Annotated in this window: 11 protein-coding genes; 7 read left to right on the top strand and 4 right to left on the bottom strand. The window is 72.3% G+C overall.

The annotated features are described in order from the left end of the window. Positions 1-29: 29 nt before the first annotated feature. Positions 30-1,019 carry a bile acid:sodium symporter family protein gene (locus ABZ738_RS17145; RefSeq protein ID WP_357214239.1) on the bottom strand — a complete coding sequence of 330 codons (990 nt, stop codon included), beginning with the start codon at positions 1,017-1,019 and terminating at the stop codon, positions 30-32. A 134-nt stretch (positions 1,020-1,153) separates the two neighbouring features. On the opposite strand from ABZ738_RS17145, the gene ABZ738_RS17140 reads away from it, so the two are divergent. After that, a complete protein-coding gene (locus ABZ738_RS17140; protein WP_357214236.1) occupies positions 1,154-2,014 on the top strand; it encodes a LysR substrate-binding domain-containing protein in 861 nt (286 codons plus the stop codon). A gap of 91 nt (positions 2,015-2,105) precedes the next feature. Continuing rightward, complete coding sequence (locus tag ABZ738_RS17135; RefSeq protein WP_131052447.1) at positions 2,106-3,563, top strand: pentapeptide repeat-containing protein; 1,458 nt, start codon at positions 2,106-2,108, stop codon at positions 3,561-3,563. A 51-nt stretch (positions 3,564-3,614) separates the two neighbouring features. Here ABZ738_RS17135 and ABZ738_RS17130 read toward each other — a convergent pair whose 3' ends face one another. The 3 genes from ABZ738_RS17130 to ABZ738_RS17120 all read right to left on the bottom strand — a co-directional run bounded on the left by ABZ738_RS17130 (position 3,615) and on the right by ABZ738_RS17120 (position 7,045). Then, complete coding sequence (locus ABZ738_RS17130; protein WP_162854340.1) at positions 3,615-4,733, bottom strand: PQQ-dependent sugar dehydrogenase; 1,119 nt, start codon at positions 4,731-4,733, stop codon at positions 3,615-3,617. Positions 4,734-4,839: 106 nt separating this feature from the next. Next, entirely contained in the window at positions 4,840-5,886 is a 1,047-nt protein-coding gene (locus ABZ738_RS17125) for an NAD(P)-dependent alcohol dehydrogenase (RefSeq protein ID WP_357214231.1), read from the bottom strand. A 199-nt stretch (positions 5,887-6,085) separates the two neighbouring features. Next, positions 6,086-7,045 carry a TIGR03557 family F420-dependent LLM class oxidoreductase gene (locus ABZ738_RS17120; RefSeq protein WP_176093802.1) on the bottom strand — a complete coding sequence of 320 codons (960 nt, stop codon included), beginning with the start codon at positions 7,043-7,045 and terminating at the stop codon, positions 6,086-6,088. Positions 7,046-7,516: 471 nt separating this feature from the next. On the opposite strand from ABZ738_RS17120, the gene ABZ738_RS17115 reads away from it, so the two are divergent. The 5 genes from ABZ738_RS17115 (at position 7,517) to ABZ738_RS17095 (ending at position 17,456) form a co-directional block, all read left to right on the top strand. Then, positions 7,517-8,713 carry a M14 family zinc carboxypeptidase gene (locus ABZ738_RS17115; protein ID WP_357214227.1) on the top strand — a complete coding sequence of 399 codons (1,197 nt, stop codon included), beginning with the start codon at positions 7,517-7,519 and terminating at the stop codon, positions 8,711-8,713. Between the two features lie 237 nt (positions 8,714-8,950). Next, positions 8,951-10,228: a DUF4407 domain-containing protein gene (locus ABZ738_RS17110; protein ID WP_131052450.1), complete on the top strand. Its 1,278-nt coding sequence runs from the start codon at positions 8,951-8,953 to the stop codon at positions 10,226-10,228. 33 nt (positions 10,229-10,261) lie between these two features. Then, positions 10,262-12,874, top strand: coding sequence for a hypothetical protein (locus ABZ738_RS17105; RefSeq protein ID WP_357214224.1), 2,613 nt, complete (start codon positions 10,262-10,264; stop codon positions 12,872-12,874). Beyond that, a complete protein-coding gene (locus ABZ738_RS17100) occupies positions 12,871-16,284 on the top strand; it encodes a hypothetical protein (protein WP_357214221.1) in 3,414 nt (1,137 codons plus the stop codon). The genes ABZ738_RS17105 and ABZ738_RS17100 overlap by 4 nt, the downstream gene beginning before the upstream one ends. Next, complete coding sequence (locus tag ABZ738_RS17095) at positions 16,284-17,456, top strand: hypothetical protein (RefSeq protein ID WP_131053624.1); 1,173 nt, start codon at positions 16,284-16,286, stop codon at positions 17,454-17,456. The genes ABZ738_RS17100 and ABZ738_RS17095 overlap by 1 nt, the downstream gene beginning before the upstream one ends. The last annotated feature ends 35 nt before the right edge of the window (positions 17,457-17,491 follow it).

Below are 17,491 nucleotides of genomic sequence, written 5' to 3'. Positions count from 1 at the left end.
TACACGAGGCGTTAGTAGGGGGCCCTTCCTTACACGCGGTCGGCGGGGGTTGGGGGGTGCCGGTCGGCCCAGCGGCGGGCGATGGCGGCACAGACGACCAGTTGGATCTGGTGATAGATCATCAGGGGCAGCACCAGCAGGCCGAGCGCCTCGGGCTGCACCAGCACGGCCGCCATCGGCAGACCGGTGGCCAGGCTCTTCTTGGCCCCGCAGAACAGGATCGTGACCCGGTCGGGACGGTCGAAGCGGAGCGCCCGGCCACCGGCGTACAGCAGCCCGAGCACCAGCGCGAGCAGCCCGGTGACGACGGCGATCAGGACGGCCAGCCGCCCGGGTGAGACCTCGTCCCAGACCCCGGCCACCACGCCGGCACTGAAGGCCGAGTAGACCACCAGCAGGATCGCGCCCCGGTCGACCCGGCCGGTCAGGGCTCGGTGCCGCTCGATCCAGCCGGCGGTCCACCGGCGGGAGAGTTGCCCCGCCACGAACGGCACCAGCAGTTGCAGCACCACCGTGCCGATCGAGCCGGCGCTGACCCGTACCTCGCCGGAGCCCTGGAGCAGCAGGGTGACCAGCAGCGGGGTGAGCGCGATGCCGGCGATGTTGGAGAAGGAGGCGGTGAAGACCGCCGCCGGCACGTTGCCCCGGGCGATGGCGGTGAACGCGATCGAGGTCTGCACCGTGGACGGCACGGCGCAGAGGAAGAGCAGACCCTGGTACAGCTCGGGGGTCAGCACCGCCGGTCGCAGCGGCGCGGCGGCGAGCCCGAGCAGCGGGAAGAGCACGAACGTGGCGAGCAGCACCACCACGTGCAGCCGCCAGTGCCGGGCACCGTCGAGCGCCGCCCTCGGGGCGATCTTGGCGCCGTGCAGGAAGAAGAGCAACGCCACCGCGAGCGCAGCCGCCACCCGCCCCACCTCGGCGGCCGTGCCGCGCAACGGGAGGAGGGCGGCCAGCGCCACGGTGCCGAACAGTGCCGCGATGAACGGGTCGATCGGCAGCCGACGCGGCCAGCGCATCGCCTCTCCTCTCCGGTCGCTCCTGCTCTGCGCCGCCTCGGGGCGGCCGCCCGACCATTGTCGGCCCGGATGGATCAGTGGGAAAGGCGATCATCGCGCTGACTGCCATCACGGACCGTGATAGCTTCTCCCGGGTGTACGACCCTGTTCAGCTACGCAGCTTCCTGGCGGTGGCCCAGGCGCTGAGCTTCACCCGGGCGGCGGCCCGGTTGGGCCTGCGCCAGTCCACGGTCAGTCAGCACGTGCGGCGGCTGGAGGACGAGACCGGGCGACCGCTGTTCGTGCGGGACACCCACAGCGTCGGCCTCACCGTCGACGGCGAGGCGATGGTGACCTTCGCCCGCGACATCCTGGACGCGGGCGACCGGGCCCGGCGACACTTCGCCACCGGGCCGGTACGCGGCCGGCTTCGGCTCGGCGTCTCCGACGACCTGATCTCCACCCACCTGCCCCGGGTCCTGCGCGACTTCCGGCACCGGCATCCGCTGGTGCACCTGGAGCTGACCGTCGACCTGAGCGGCACCCTGCACCACCGGCTCGACGCGCAACAGTTGGACGTGGTCTTCGCCAAGCGCCTCGCCGGGCAGGAGCGGGGTCGGCTGGTCTGGCGGGACCGGCTGATCTGGCTGGCCGCACCCGACCATCGGCTCGCCCCGGACGAAGCGGTGCCCCTGGTCGCGTACCCGCCGCCCAGCATCTCCCGGGCGCAGGCCCTGGACGCGCTCGGCGCGGCGGGTCGGGCCTGGCAGCTCGCCTGCACCAGCACCAGCCTCGGCGGGCTGGTGGCGGCGACCCGGGCCGGTCTCGGGGTGATGGCCCACTCGGCCGAACTGGTCCCGCCCGGGTTGGTGCCGGCCCCGGCCGGGCACCGGCTGCCGCCGCTGGGCGAGGTGGAGTTCGTCCTGCTGCACCGCGAGAGCGCGCCCGCCGACACGGTGGCCGCCCTGGCCGAGGCGATCCTGACCGCCGGGGCCCGGACCACTCCCACGTCCTGAGCGTCGCCACAGCGGACGGCCCCGCCGGCCGGATGCGGACGGGGCCCATCGGCCATGATCATGACGGGCGTCGCCGTACTAGGCTCGCGCCGTGGACGACACCCCGACGGCGTACCGCGAGGCGGTGCGGCGACTCACCACCACGGCGCCCGGCGCGCGCTACGCGGCGGCGCAGGCCCTGATCGCCCTCGGCGCGACCGACTCCGAGCGGCGGCAGCCGATCACCGACACGATCTGCGCGTGGCTGCGTGACACACCCGCGCCGGACGGCGTCGACACCGAGGAACGTCGCGCGGCGCTGCGCCTGCTCACCGACCGGTTGCGCGGCGCCGGTCCGGCCCCGCGCACCCCGCCCTGGGACGGGATCAGCGTGGACCTGTCCGGCGCGACGCTGCACGACGCCGACTTCCGCGCCTGCCGGCTGCGGGCGGTCCGGTTCGCCGACACCCGGTTCCACGGGGCCACCGCCTTCGAGGGCGCCACCGTCGACCGCGACGCGTCGTTCCCGCGCGCGGTCTTCGCCGACGACGCCACCTTCACCGGCATGCGGGTCACCGGCGACGCCGGTTTCGGCCGGACCCGGTTCCGGGGACGGACGGACTTCACCGGCGCGGTGTTCGCCGGCATGGCCTGGTTCGGCCGGGGCGCCGAGACCTGGTGGGAGGAGGACGAGGCGTGGGACACGGTGGACGAGATCGCCCCGGCGCCGTGGGACGAGCCGAACGAGGACGACCCACACTGGCCGGTCGCGGTCCTGGTGGAGGACTACCAGGACTGGGCGGAGGGTGGCGACGGCGCGCGGTTCGTCGGGGACGTGTCGTTCCGGAACGTACGCTTCGACGGCCCCGCCTGGTTCCACCACGCCCGGTTCGGGGCCCGGGCCACCTTCGCCGGTGCCCGGTTCGCCGGGCGGAGCCACCTCACCCACCCCGGCGGTGACCTGACCGGCGCCCACTGGGCCGGCGGCACCGACGACGGCGAGTCGGAGTGGCCGTTCGGCTGGACGGTCGACGCCGCAGGCGGTCCCCTGACGCCGGACGCCTCGGTCGGGCCGTACACGCGGCAGTTGGCCGATGCCGACCCGGTGGTCCGCGCGGCCGGGCTGCGGATCCTGGCCCGCCTCGGCGACGACCGGCCCGAGCTGCGGCAACGCGTCGCCACGGCGCTCTGCGCCTTCCTCCGGGTGCCCGTCCCGTTCCCGCTGGACGCCTCGCACCGTACCGCCGGCCAAGACGCCCTGCTGCGGGAACGGCGGCTGGCGCAGCGGTTGCTCGCCGACCGGCTGCGGCCCGGTCCGGGACAGTGGCGCGGTGTGCACCTGTGGCTCTGCGGCGCCACCCTGGTCGACCTCGACCTGCGCGGCGGCGAGGCCGGACACGTCGACTTCACCGGCGCCCAGTTCCACGGCACCACCCGACTCGACGGCAGCCGCTTCGACCGCGTGTCGTTCAGCCTGGACGGGCCGTCGGGCCGCGCCGTCTTCCACGGTGACGTGGTGTTCGGCACCACGCCGCCGAAGCACGTGGTCCTGCACGGCGCAGTGGCCTGACACCCGCCGGCGGGCCCGACGGTGTCACCGTCCGGCCCGCCGGGTCACGGGTCAGCGGGCCGGGAAGCGCAGCACCCGGTCGTCGCCGTCGCGGACGTCGCCCCGCCCGTCGGTGTTGGAGGTGGTGACCCAGAGCGCCCCGTCCGGGGCCACCTGCACGGTGCGCAGCCGCCCGTACCCGTCGAGACGCGCGGACGGCTCACCGAGCCGGTCACCGTCGAGTGGTACGACCCAGAGCCGCTCGCCGCGCAGCGCCGCGACGTAGGCGTTCCCGCCGGTGATCGCCATGCCGGACGGCGACGCCTCCCGGGTGGACCAGGTGATCAGCGGGTTGGTGTAGCGTCCGCCCGCCGTGTCGCCCTCGCCCTCGACCTCGGGCCAGCCGTAGTTGCGTCCGGCCTCGATCAGGTTGACCTCGTCGACGTCGTTCTGGCCGAACTCGGTGGCGAAGAGCCGTCCCTCCGGGTCCCAGGCCAGGCCCTGCACGTTGCGGTGCCCCAGGCTGTAGACCGGGGAGCCTGCGGTCGGGTTGCCGGGTGCCGGTTCGCCCTCCGGCGTGAGCCGCAGGATCTTGCCGGCCGGGCTGGCCGGGTCCTGGGAGCTGCCGGTGTCCCCGGCGTCGCCGGTGCCGACGTAGAGCATGCCGTCGGGGCCGAAGGCGATGCGTCCGCCGTTGTGGAAGCTGGCCTTGGGGATGCCGGAGAACACCACCTCCGGCTGACCGCCGTCGAGCCGGAACCGCACGATGCGGTTGTCGTCGGCGGCGGTGAAGTAGGCGTAGACCAGGTCGTCGTCGGCGAAGTCCGGCGACACGGCGAGCCCGAGGAGTCCGCCCTCGCCACCGGCGGTCACGCCGGGCACCGTGGTGACCTCGCCGGGTGTGCCGCCGCCCGGGGAGATCCGCAGGACCCGCCCGGTGTTGCGCTCGGCGACCAGCGCGTCTCCGCCGGGCAGGAACGCCAGCCCCCACGGCACGTCGATGCCCCGGGCCAACTCCTCCCCCGCGTCGAGGTCGGGCGCCGCCGACGGGGAACTGCTCGCCGTGCTGGTGGCCACCGGGCCCGGATCCGGGCCGGGGCCGGTGGCGTCGGTGTCGCCGTTGCCGCACGCGGCGGTCCCGGCCACCAGCAGTACGGCCAGGGCCGATCCGGCCCACATTCGGTATCGCATTCGTCTCCTTCGGCAGTCTCCTGCGTGTCCCGGTCCTGCAAGCAGCGAACCAGGTGGCGGCGAAAATTAGGGAAAAGGCGGGCCGAGGGGCGTCGGCCTCCCCGGCTCAGGCCGCCAGGGTGGAGATGTCGATGACGAACCGGTAGCGCACGTCGGCGGCGAGGACCCGCTCCCAGGCATCGTTGACCTGCGCGGCGTCGATGACCTCGACCTCGGGTGCGATCCCCCGCTCGGCGCAGAGGTCGAGCATCTCCTGGGTCTCGCGGATGCCGCCGATGGTGGACCCGGCCAGCGACCGCCGGTTGTCGAAGAGCGTGAACATCCGGACCGGCATCGGCTCCGGCGGCGCGCCGACCGTGACCAGCGTGCCGTCCAGGGCGAGCAGGTTCAGGTAGTCCTCCAGGTCGATCTGCGCGCTCACCGTGTTGACGATCAGGTCGAAGCCGTACCGCAGCCGGGTGAAGGTCTCCGGGTCGTTCGTGGCGTGGTAGTGGGCGGCGCCGAGGCGAAGCCCGTCGGCGCGCTTGTTCAGCGTCTGGGACAGCGCGGTCACCTCCGCGCCCATCGCGGCGGCGAGCTGGACCGCCATGTGACCGAGACCGCCGAGGCCGACCACCGCGACCCGGCTGCCGGGCCCGGCCTTCCAGTGCCGCAGCGGCGAGTACGTGGTGATGCCGGCGCAGAGCAGCGGCGCTGCCTTCTCGAACGGGATCGCCTCGGGGATCCGCAGCACGAAGTGCTCGTCCACCACGATGTGCGTCGAGTAACCACCCTGGGTGACCGTGCCGTCCCGGTCGGTGGCGTTGTAGGTGTCGGTGAACCCGCGCAGGCAGTACTGCTCCTGACCGGCCTGGCAGTTGGCGCACTCCCGGCACGAGTCGACCATGCAGCCGACCCCGACCCGGTCACCCACGGCGTGCCGGGTCACCTCGGCACCGACCTCGGTGACGACGCCGACGATCTCGTGCCCGACGGTCAGCGGATACGGCACGGTGCCCCAGTCGCCGCGCACGGTGTGGATGTCGGAGTGGCAGATCCCCGACCAGGCGATCTGGATCAGCACGTCGCGCGGCCCCACCTCCCGCCGACGGATCTGGCCCGGTGCGAGGGGCGCGGACGCGGACGTGGCGGTGTAGGCGCTGACGAGGGTCACAGCTCTCCCAGGTGGGGGTGGTCGACGGTGCCGCGTACGGGGTGGCCGAGGGCGGCTCGATCGAGCCTAGCCGCGCCTGCTGACCGGAGCCGGACACGACGACGCGCCGCGACACCCCGCGACGAGGCGGGTACGCGGCGTGTGGTGCTGCGACGGACGGTCGAGGGGGTGCGACGGTCGGCCGAGGATGCTGCGGCGGTCAGCCCAGGGTGCGCAGGCGCTCGGCCAGGACGTCACGGAAGAAGTCGAGGAACCCGTCCGGATCCGGTCCGGCGTTCTGCAGCACGATGTGGTCGAAGCCGGCATCGACGTAGGTGCGGACCGCCTGGACGTACGTCTCCGGGTCGGGGCCGACGGCGAACTGCGCGCGGATGTCGTCGTGGGTGACGGTCCGCGCGGCGGCCTCGAAGTTGACCGGGTTCGGCAGTTCGCTCATCACCTTCCAGCCGGTGACCGCCCAGCGGCTGGTCTCCCAGGCCGCCCGCACCGCCTGCTCCTCGTCAGTGGCCCAGGCCATCGGGACCTCCGCGTAGCGCGGCCCCTGACCACCCATCCGCTGGTAGTTCCGCACCAGGTCGGCCACCGGCTCGGTGGCGAACAGACCGTCACCCAACTCGGCGGCGATGGCCACCGACACGGCCCCGCTGGCGGCGACGGCGATGACCGGCGGACGGTCCGGCAGGTCGAACACCCGCGCGTCCTCCAGGTGCAGGTGCTTGCCCTCGTACGAGTGGTAGCCGCCGGACCAGAGCAGCCGGATGATGTCCAGCGCCTCCCGCAGCCGTTCGTGCCGCCCGCGTGCGCTGGGGAACCCCTGGCCGACGACGTGCTCGTTGAGTCGCTCACCGGCACCGACGCCGAGCGTGAACCGGTTGTCCGAGATGATCGCGAGGGTGGCGGCGGCCTGCGCGATGATCGCCGGGTGGTAGCGCACCGTCGGGCAGGTCACGCCGGTGGCAAGACCGATCCGGTCGGTGCGCGCGGCGACGGCACCGAGCACTGTCCAGGTGAACGAGGAGTGGCCCTGGCCGTCCAGCCACGGGTGGAAGTGGTCGCTCATCTCGACGAAGTCGAACCCGACCTCCTCGGCCCGGACCGCCTGCCGGATGATCTCCTTCGGCCCGAAGCCCTCACTGGCCAGCTTGTACCCGATCCTCATCGACTCCCCCGACCTCCGACCGTGCGCCTGGTGACCACTGTCGCACTGTCCGACCGACCGGACGGCGGAATCGGGACACACCTCGGACGCCGACGGCCGGCTCCCGTCGGCCGGCGCGGTGGCTGCGACACCTGTCGAGGCACCGTGAACGATTACGGGGAAATGGTCCTACGATTGTCGGGCCTTCGTCCGACAATTGTCGAAACGCCTCCCCAGCGTCCGCATCCGGGCGCGCGAAAATAGTCGGTCGCGCGTTCCCGGAACGACCGAACGGTCTCCTTCTGAGGATTTACTGAGATTCCCCGACCACGCTCGGAGAACCCTCCCGAGAATCGACCGGAACGCTGTCGGGAAATCGCTTCCGACATTCGGCTGCAAACGGTGGCTGATCCCTCTTCGATGCATTGCTAGCGGCTCTGGCCTGTGCTTAGGTGACGGACTAGATCCACCCGATCACTGTGGAGGACATTCATGAGCCCAACCATGCCGGCATCACCGACGCGTCGGGTAAAGCGTTCTGTCGCGATCGCCGCCGCACTCCTCATCGGCGCTCCCGGCGCCGTGGTGGCACTCACCGGTCCGGCGGTCGCCCAACCCCTCGAATCGCACTGCGGAAACGAGACCGGCAGCAAGTCGGTCCAGGGCTTCATCAGCCACGAGGAACTCCGTCGGAGCCTTCGGCAGATCGAGCACACCAGCAACGGCAAGGTCCGTGTCGACGTGGCCGGGCACTCGAATCACGGTCGCGAGATCTGGACCGCGCGGGTCGGTGAGGGCGACCGGGTCGTCCTGATCCAGAGCCAGATCCACGGCAACGAGATGCACGGTACGGCCGCCGTGCTCGACGCCCTGCGGACGCTCGGCAACAACTCGAAGCGGTCCCAGGAGATCCGCAAGGCGGTCACCGTGGTGGCCATCCCCAAGCTCAACCCGGACGGCAGTGAGCTGGACACCCGGCAGAACGCCCGCACGTGGGCCGATGTCGTCGCCGACTTCCCGCAGTTGTCCGACGCCCGGACCGCCTGGAACTACAACACCCGGGTCGGCGGGTTCGACGTGAACCGCGACTTCAACCCCGACCTCGACTACGTGCCCCGGCCCGCCGACTTCCCGGGCAACAGCGCCTCCGTCGGCTGGTTCATCACCCCGGAGGCCCAGGCCGCCCGGGACGTCTACCGCGCGCTGGAGCGGGAGTTCGGCACCGTCGACGTCTTCGCCGACCTGCACAACCAGGCCGCCTGCTACACCGGCGTGGGGATGGACGACTACACCACCCTCTCCATCTCCGGACGCTTCATCACCGACCCGGCCCAGCACGGCACCTGGCCCAAGTTCGACTACGACGCGTCGCGCCGGGTGAACGTCGCGGTCTACGACGCGCTCCAGTCCGGCAACTCCCCGCAGAGCAAGGTCACGCTCTACCCGCAGAACACGAACCTGCCCGGCACCGCGCTGGGTTCGTTCGCGCTGCGCGGCAGCGCCACCATCCTGTTCGAGACGCGCGGCCAGACCCAGTCCTGGGGCCAGAAGCAGCACGGCATGCTGACCAAGCAGGTCGAGGACGGACTCTTCGGCATCGTCGACTCGATCACCGACGGCACCCTGGACGACATCGACCCCGCGCGGTACGACCTGATCCCCGCCCGGATGAACGTCCCGCGGAGCTGACCCCGCGACCACCATCGTCGCCCCGGCCCCGCTACGGCCGGGGCGACGCCGTTTCCCGGCGGGGTTCCGCCGTCCCGCGTCCACGCCGCGGCGGCCTCGCCGACCACGAGCGCCGGCACGTGAAGAGACCGCACATCCCGCCTTCTGATCGGGACTGCGCACCGGCCCGGCCCGGACACTGTCCGTTGCCGGTACAGGCCGGTGCGGTGCAGGCCCGTCGTGGGGAGTGGCGCGGTCATGGTGACGAGATGGCGCAACAGATGGCGGCGCGGCCGGTTCGGCCCGGACAGCGCCGACGCGCTGCGGACGGCGACGAGTGCCGCACCGCCGCCCACGGGGGCCACTCCGCCGGGCCGAGCGGCCGGACGTAACCCGTTCACCCGACTGTTCCTGTGGTGCGCGGGGGTCGACCGCACCCTCGTCGAGACCCGGTCGGAACGGTACCGCTACGTCGGCATCGGCGTGTTCATCGTGCTGATCGCGACCCTGTCGGCGGTGATGTTCGCCCTGTTCGGGTCCGTGATCCGGGGCGGGTTCACCGTCGCGTTGATCCCGTTCGCCGTCGGCTGGGGTGTGCTGATCTTCTGGGCCGACCGCTCGATCATGGCCGAGCCGAACTACGGCGACCTCCGTCACGTCGACGCCGGATCCGGCACGCGGCGCGCCGGCTGGTGGTCGCACGGTCGGCAGGTGTCGCAGTACGGCTTCCGGGTGGTCATCGCCATCGGTGCCGCCTTCCTGGTCACCGAGGCCGTCCTGCTGCTGCTCTTTCAGTCCGAGATCCGCCGCGAGCTGGACCGCAGCCACACCGACCAGGTAGCGGTGGCGCAGCGGGTCGACTCCCGGGGCGAGACCGCCGAGATCGCCGCGCTGCGGTCCGAGAAGCGGGCGAACGACGACCGGGTCACGGCAGCCGAGCAGGCGGTCACCGAGGCGGCGGATGCCCTGGCCGGCGAGGCGGACGGGTCCAGCGGCAGCGGACGGCCCGGCTTCGGCCAGGTAGCCGCGCAACGTGAGACGGAGCTACGGCGACTGCGCAAGGTCGCCCGGCAGACCCGCGATGAGGTCGCCACCGCCAACGCCGTCCTCGACGAGCGCATCGAAAAGCTGCAGAGCGACCGGCAGAGCAGGATCGACGCGAGCGTCGCGGCGATCACCGGCGACCGCGGGTGGATCACCCAGGAGCGGGCGTTGCACCGGTTCCTCCAGGCCAACCGCGACAACCTGCTGGTATTGGCGATCCCCTGGGTCCTGCGGGTGACGCTGCTCGCCATCGACCTGCTGCCGGTCTCGCTCAAGCTGCTCGCCCCGCCGACCCTCTACGACCGCCGTGTCCGGGCACAGGCCGAACTGTCGGCGTATCGCACCAGGCGCTGGCTGGAGGCGGGGCGCGACTCCGTCGACCAGCTCGCCGATCTCGACCAGGTCCGCGCCAACACCCTCTACGACCTCGCCCGCGAGGAGGAGAACTACCGCAAGTCCACCCGCCTGGGTCACCTCAGGAACGGCGGCTGACCAGCCCGACCCATCCCCGAAGCGGAGATGCCGATGTCACACTCCACACAGGACCTGATCGACGGGTACAGACGCTGGGCCGAGCGGGTACGCGCGCAGACGCAGGCCGCCAGCCCGCCCGCCGAACTCGTGGACCTGCGCAAGGACCTGGTCGCCCAGACCTACGAGCTGGAGAACGCCTGCCTGGCACCGGTGACCATCGGCGTGGTGGGCGAGTACAGCGCCGGGAAGTCCCTTCTGCTGGGCACCCTGCTCGGCCGTCCGGAGCTGCTGCCGGTCTCGACGGAGGCGACGACCGGCAACGTCACGGCCGTACGACTCGGCGCCGGGCCACCCGGCTCACCGGTGGAGGTGACGTCCGCCTCGGTGAGCCTGCTGTCGGCGGCACAGGTGTCGGCCGGCGCCGTCTTCGTCCTCAACAAGATCTGCAACACGGTCGCCGAGACCAACCTGCCCGTCGACGTGTCGACGCTGCGCGAGTACCACCCGGTGCGGGACGGCTGGACGACCTTCGAGAAGTGGTGCCGCAGGTACGTCTGGCCGGAGCGTCCCGACGGCGGGCTCCCCGAGTCCAGCCTCCTGGCCATCCGGGACTCGGCATGGGAGCTGCTGCGTATCCGTGACGCCCTGGACCGGGCCGGGGATCTGGTGCACCCGACGAACGCGGGGGCGTCGCGGCCGCTGCACCTGGACGCGTACGCCGAGGGGCTGACCATCGGCGGCTCGCGCAGACCACCGACGTCCTATCCGGTCCGTCCACCGGCGATCCCCCTCTCGGCGCACACCGAGCTGACCGCCACGGTGCTCCGGGAGATCTTTCCCCTGCTGGGGCGGATCACCCTCCAGGTCTCGGTGCCGGCGGACCGCTGGCCCGTCGACCGGCTGGCCGGCGTGCAGGAGGTCGAGTTTCTCGACTTCCCCGGCCTCAACGCGCGCGGCGCCGCCCGCGACGACTTCCTCTCGGCCGCCCTGCTTCGCGACACCCACACCATCCTCATCACCGTGCGGGCGGAACGGCCCGGCACCGAGGTCGCCACGAAGTTCCTGGCGCTGCTGGCCGGGCACGGACGCAGCAAGGCCGAGCTGGCCGATTCGGTGCTCGTGGTGGCCACCATGTTCGACCTGCTCACCCCGCCGGCCGTGCCCGCCGGGACACTCACGATCGACCGGCTCGCCCACGCCGACGCCGGCTTCCGGGACCTGGCCCGCACCGGGTACGAGCTGACCGGCCAGCGCCCGGACCGGATCGCCCTGGCCAGCCTGCTGCACGCGATCGACGTGCATCGGATGCCGTACCAGCCGGACCGGGAGCTGGCCGGGGTGCTCGCCGCCCACCGGACGGTCGTGCAGCAGCGGATGGCGGCCTGGCACGGGATCGGGGATGCGCTCTCCGCCGGGGACAGCGGCGCGCCACTGGCCCGGGCGGTCTGCGCCGCCGCCGAGGACGGCGGCGTCGAGGCGTTGCGGGCACTCGTCGCCCGGCACGTGACGGAGCACGGCGTACGGCTCAAGCTCGACGCCCTGCGTCGGCACACCGCGACGATGCACCAACTCGTCACGACCCTCCAGTGGCACGACGCCAGCACCTCCCGTCAGGCCGGTGACGACGTGGTGGGCGACCTGTTCCGGCTGCGCGACGAACTGCTCGCGGCGGAACAGGTCCTCGTCGGTGGTGCCGCGAAGCTGCGCCCCGGCACCGCCGACCCGGTGTGGCGACAGCATCTGGACGACTCCCTCGACCTGCTGCGGGTCTCCGTGGCCCGCACCGTGTTCGGCTGGCAGGGCTGGGACGAGACGCTCGACGCCACGCTGGACACCGGACGGGTGGTGGTCCCCAGCCACGCCGCCCGTGGACACGTCGTCGACGAGGACGACGACGAGGAGGACCGGCGTACCCACACCCCGCAGAGCGGGGGCGGCGGTGCCGAGCTGCTGACGAACACCGCCCAGTTGCGGCTATGCTTCGCCGGCTTCGTGGGCGATGCCACCCGGGAGGCGGGTCATCAGTTCCACCGGCTCACCGCCCTGTGGGTCGACGAGACGAGCAAGGCCCTGACCTCGGTCTGGAACGGGCCTGGCGACCCGTTCGACGAACCGGACCGGGCGGCGGCGCTCGCCGCGCTGGACCCGGACGGCGGGGCCAACCGGCGCACCTGGCTGCGCAGCTACACCCAGCTGCAATGGGTGGTCAAACGGATCCGTCGACGCTCCGAGGCGCTGGCGCAACCGGCGCCACTCGACGGCCCGGACGTGCCCGACCTGTTCCCGTTGCTGCCCGCCCAGCAACTGCCGTGGGCGACGGCACCCGGGCAGGCAACGGTGACCAGCCAGGACGAGGGGCAGGAACAGCACGTCGTCCGGCTGCTGCGGATGCGCCAGGAGGTTGCCGACGGCGTGCTGCGCATCGCCCAGCAACGCCTGTTCGACGCGCTCGTGGACCTGGCGAACCGGGTCCGGCGGGAGGTCACCGAGGTCCACCAGGAGATCCCCAAGGCGGTGTCGATAGAGCGGCTCGTCGCCGACGCCTCCGCCGACTGGCTCGGCGGGAACGCGCCGCCGGGCGGCACCACGACCGGCTCGGTGTGGCAGCGACTGCTCCGGGACTGGCCGACCGATCTGGATCCCACCCAGGAGGGGGAGGCATGACCGTCGAGATGGTCTTCGAGCCGGCGGCGGGCAGCCGTACCGCCGTGGTGGCACCCGACCGGTTCCGGCTGTACCTGCACCACGGGCGCTACCACCTGCCCCGGGTGGCGATCCGCGCCACGGACGGACCGGTGGAGGTGTGGGACGTCTTTCTCGCCGACGCCACACCGGCCACCGGGGCCCTCGGCCGCTACCTGGCCCGCAACTACCCGACGACGTCGTGGCGGGCCGTCACGGTGGGCGAGCCCCATGAGGTGTCCGCCCCGGTTCCGGTCTTCGAGTACCTGAACCTGCCCGGCGCGGCCGGTCGGCTGGAGTCCGTCCGGCTCACCTGGCGGGTGACCTTCGGCGGCGAGTCGGTGACCACCCGGGACTTCACCCTGCTGCTGGAGTTCGCGGCACCCGACGCCGAGCCCGGGACCGACACCCTCGCCGGGTCCGGCGGTCTGGGCAGCGGGGTGGCGGAGCAACCGCTGCGGCAGCCGGTGACCGGGCACCAGGTGGCCAAGATGTTCGCCATCGACTTCGGCACCTCCAGCTCCACCATCACGATGGTGGACGACCACAAGATCCAGGGCAGCGACCTCGACCCCGCGCAGGACGAGATGCTCCGCGCCGCCCTGGCGGAGCTGCTCCAGTCCGCGGGGCCGGACGACGGCGCGGCCCGACCGGCCTGGCTCGACCTGCGCGACAAGTGCCTGCGGCTGGTACGGGAACGGACCGCCGGCCTGCCGGGCTCCCAGGACCATCCGTTCACCGACGTCGACGAGCTGGTCCGGTTGCTCGACGACACCAGGGAGGGCGTCACCGAGTTCCGGGCCCGCGTGCGTGACCTGGTGATGACCGCGCTGAGGCCGGGTGCCACCAGCGATCTGCTGCTGAGCGCCTGGCTCGCGGGCCGCCTGCACCGGATCCTCGACGACGCCTTCTACACCCCGGCGCTGGCCACCTCGAAACTGATGAAGGTCGAGTTCGACCAGGTCGACAACCCGGACACCGTCTCCAGCACCGTGCACGTCATCGGCACCGACCCGGCGCCGGCCCGGGTCAGCCTGGTCCGGCCGACCGAGGACGAGAGGGGGTACGTCCGCTCGCTCCCCGGTCTCAAGCGCGCGTTGGGCCGGAGCCGGCCGCTGGCGCCCGACCTGGCACGCCTGCACTGGAAGCCCGCGCCCAGGACGCCGGCCAGCAGCGACTTCCTGGTGCTGCACGCCTACAACTGGCTCATCGACAGCGCCCTGCGCTTCGCGGCACGCACAGGTTCGGGGCAGCCGCTGGGGGTGGGCCACGTCGTCGTCACCTACCCGACGACCATGCCGCCGGCCCGCCGGGAACGGCTGCGCAGCCTGTTCCAGGACGACCTGCTGGTGCCGCTGCCGACCTTCACCTACGACGAGGGGGTCGCGGCGGGCATGTACTTCCTCATGCGTGAGCTGCGCGGCAGTCTGTCGGAGGGGATGGAACGGTTCCGCAGTCGCAGCCGTCCCGTCGACGTGGCCGGGCAGCGGATCTGGCGCCGGAACCTGCTGGTGGTCGACATCGGTGGCGGGACCACCGACATCGCCCTGCTCGCCCTCGACCTGGAGGACCGGACCCCGCCGGCCGCGAACGACCCGAGGGCGGGCTGCTCCTACCTGATCACCCCACGGGTACTCGGCTCCACCGGTCATCCGCAACTCGGCGGCGACCTGCTCACCCTGCGGGTCTTCTACTGGATCAAGGCGAGGTTGGCGGACGCGCTGGTGGAGAACCTGCCGGAGCAGGAGCGTCGGCGGATACAGGACACCTACCAGTGGCCCGGGGTCAGCCGGGCGGCCGACGGCAGCTACCAGCCGCTGGCCCCGATGGTGCTGGCGAACCAGACGCTCGACCCGGCCCCGTCGTCGGTTTGCCAGGCGTTGAGCGACCTGCTTCCGACCGACGCCGAGTCCGGCATCTCGACGTACGCCTTCACCGTGCTGTGGACGGAGGCGGAGACTGTCAAGATCGAGTTGGGTCGGCTGGCCGGGCCGGGCTCCGTCACCATCCTCGACACCCAGCTCGACCAGGTCCTCGCCGAGGTCCGCAGGAGCGGTGTCCCGTTGGTGAAGGCCGACGTGCGGGCGCCGTCGTTGGAACTGTCCAGTGCGGACTTCGTCCGCCTCGTCCGGCCGGTCGTGGTCAAGGCGGCCGACCTGGCGGCGGACATCGTCAACGTGCGCCTCCGCGGCGCCGACGCGGAACCGCTCGACCAGGTCTTCTTCTCCGGCCGGAGCGCCCAGATGCCGGTGGTACGCCAGATCGTCGGCGAGACGCTCGCCCGGCGGCTCAGCCAGCACGGCGCCACCGGGACCTGGGACCCGTCGGCGATGGCGGTGGAGACCACGAACGCCAAGCAGGCCGCCTCGCTCGGCGCCTGCTGGGCGGAGGAGCAACAGAACCTGCGCGGCACCGCCGAGGACGGCGCCGGGATCGTCGCCCAGCTCAACCGGGGCGGCAGCGCCGTGATGATCGACGTGAACAACATGTTCCTCTCCCTGCCGTGCCACTTCTTCCTGCGCGAACCCGACGGCGGCAGCGGTCTGCTGCTGCTGGAGGCGGGCACACCCTGCCGCTACAGCGACCGCAACGGCAACCTGGCCGCGCGCAGCCGCTGGTATCCGGTCCCCCGCAACCTGCGGGTACACCGCGACCTCGGTGCCCGCGAGTCCATCGAGTGGGGCGAGTTCCAGTTCCACCTGGCGACCCACGCACTGCGCCAGACCGGGCTGACGCTACCCGGCGAGCCCCCCGCCGACCTGTACTTCCAACTGCAGATCGACCAGGACCTCACCCCGACGGTCTTCCTGTGTGTGGGCGGCGCTCCCGACCACCTGCTGCACGAACCGGGGGTGAACATCCTGCCCCGACTCCGCGCGGGGGCCACCGGCCCGGACGGGACCATCGACCGGCTGCCGGTCGCGATCCACGTCGGGGCTCCGTCGACCCGTCACACCGAGCACCGGCCGGACGGCCCGGCCCTGGTCTTCCCCGCCGACCCGGACCAGTCGGCGTGGCAGCACCGGATGCACACCCTGCACCCGGACGAGCCGCCGGTACCCGGGATGGTCGGTGAACATCCGCTGCCGGCACCCGTGGACGTCGGCGACGGGCAGCGGCTGTGGCAGTTCGAGGGTGTCGACGCGGCGGGCGACACCGTCGCCCTGGCGCAGCTCGCGCCGCCCGACGGGCCGTACGACCCGGCGGTGCGCTACGTCGCCTCGCTGGACCGGCGAGGTTGGCTGCGGGTGCACCGCGGCTATCCGAGATACCTGACCACCACCCGGCTGACCGACATGCTCGGCCATCCCGGGGCCGTCTTCCACACGGCGATGAGCGAGGGAGAACCGATGTGGAACGAGAACTGGGACCCGTTCACCGGGAGGCACTGATGGATGCGGTCCACCTGGACGGCCGGTCGCTGGAGTCGGCGTTGTACACCCTCGCCCGGCGCGGCGGGCCCCGCGCCGAGCAGGCCCGGCGGGCCTTCGACGGTCTCGGCCGGGCGTTGGCTGCCGCCGCCCACTGGCCGCCGCCCGGTGACGACGACGACCGGGAGACCGGTCGGCTCATCGACGTCGTGCTCCACCACCTGTCGGCCGCCGTCGATCCGGCGTCGACCGTGGCTCGGCCGACCGTCGAGGCGACGCCCACCACGTCGATACCCACCGGCGCCGCCACGTCCACCGCCGACTCCGTGTCCGGCCGTGGACCGGCGCCGGGTCGGCCGGATCCGACGCTGCCCACGGCCGAGGTGGTCCCGCTCACGGAGATGTTCCTCGCCGACCGCGAGGTGGCCGCCTGGCGGGACGCCGCGCCGCCGTCCGACCCGGCCCACTGCTGGGAGTGGATGTGGTTGACCTGCCTCGCATTTCCCGAGCCGCACGCCACCGAGTGGCGGCGTCGCCTGGCACAACTGGGAGGTGCCGTCGTCGGGCCGCCGAGCGCGTTCGCGCCGGACCTGTCGACCGTGGGCGGCGAGGGACTGGACCTGTCCGGCACGGAACCGGACGCCGAGGTCTCCATGGTGCTGCACGGACGCGAGGACGACCTGGCGCGGCTGGTGACCGACGTGCTCAGCCTGGCGGGCAGTCACGCGTCGCTGGACCACAGTCTGCAACCGGACCGAGCGGGCAGGCACCGGTTGGACGACGAGGGGCAGCTGCGGCACTACCGGGAGCATCTGTGGCGCCGGCTGCGGGAGTACGCGGACGAACCCGACCAGTACGGCCGACTGCGCCGTCTGGTGCTGGTCGACGAGGCGGTGCGTTCCCTGTTCCCGCGCCCGCTGCCCGCGCCGGGCAGTTGGTGGCGGCAGTTCGCCGCGCGGTCCGACGCGCTGCTACGCCACCGTTTCGCGGACCACGACGCCGACATCGTCGTGCCCGCCGGCCCCTATCCGCCCACCTGGCCGCGGCATGGAGGTAAGTCGACCAGTCCGAATCAGGACATGAAGGTGGTGAGCGCGCCGACCAAACGTCGTCCCTCCGTGGAATGGGTGCTCCGGGTCGCCTACCGAGACGCCGACCACACACTGGCCGGTCGAGTGATCTACACAGAGTGAACGGGTTGCCGGCGTACCGTGAAAGATGATGCCGG

The sequence above is a fragment of the Micromonospora sp. NPDC047793 genome (assembly GCF_040642635.1).
Taxonomy (GTDB): domain Bacteria; phylum Actinomycetota; class Actinomycetes; order Mycobacteriales; family Micromonosporaceae; genus Micromonospora.
The sequence above is the reverse complement of the archived record's forward strand: the minus strand, read 5'-3'. Positions and strand labels throughout refer to the sequence as shown.

Bases quoted from the DNA above. Each gene is read 5' to 3' on its own strand.
- ABZ738_RS17100 (WP_357214221.1), top strand. From the start codon at position 12,871: ATGACCGTCGAGATGGTCTTCGAGCCGGCGGCGGGCAGCCGTACCGCC.
- ABZ738_RS17095 (WP_131053624.1), top strand. From the start codon at position 16,284: ATGGATGCGGTCCACCTGGACGGCCGGTCGCTGGAGTCGGCGTTGTAC.
- ABZ738_RS17120 (WP_176093802.1), bottom strand. From the start codon at position 7,045: ATGAGGATCGGGTACAAGCTGGCCAGTGAGGGCTTCGGGCCGAAGGAG.
- ABZ738_RS17130 (WP_162854340.1), bottom strand. From the start codon at position 4,733: ATGCGATACCGAATGTGGGCCGGATCGGCCCTGGCCGTACTGCTGGTG.
- ABZ738_RS17110 (WP_131052450.1), top strand. From the start codon at position 8,951: ATGGTGACGAGATGGCGCAACAGATGGCGGCGCGGCCGGTTCGGCCCG.
- ABZ738_RS17115 (WP_357214227.1), top strand. From the start codon at position 7,517: ATGAGCCCAACCATGCCGGCATCACCGACGCGTCGGGTAAAGCGTTCT.
- ABZ738_RS17105 (WP_357214224.1), top strand. From the start codon at position 10,262: ATGTCACACTCCACACAGGACCTGATCGACGGGTACAGACGCTGGGCC.
- ABZ738_RS17145 (WP_357214239.1), bottom strand. From the start codon at position 1,019: ATGCGCTGGCCGCGTCGGCTGCCGATCGACCCGTTCATCGCGGCACTG.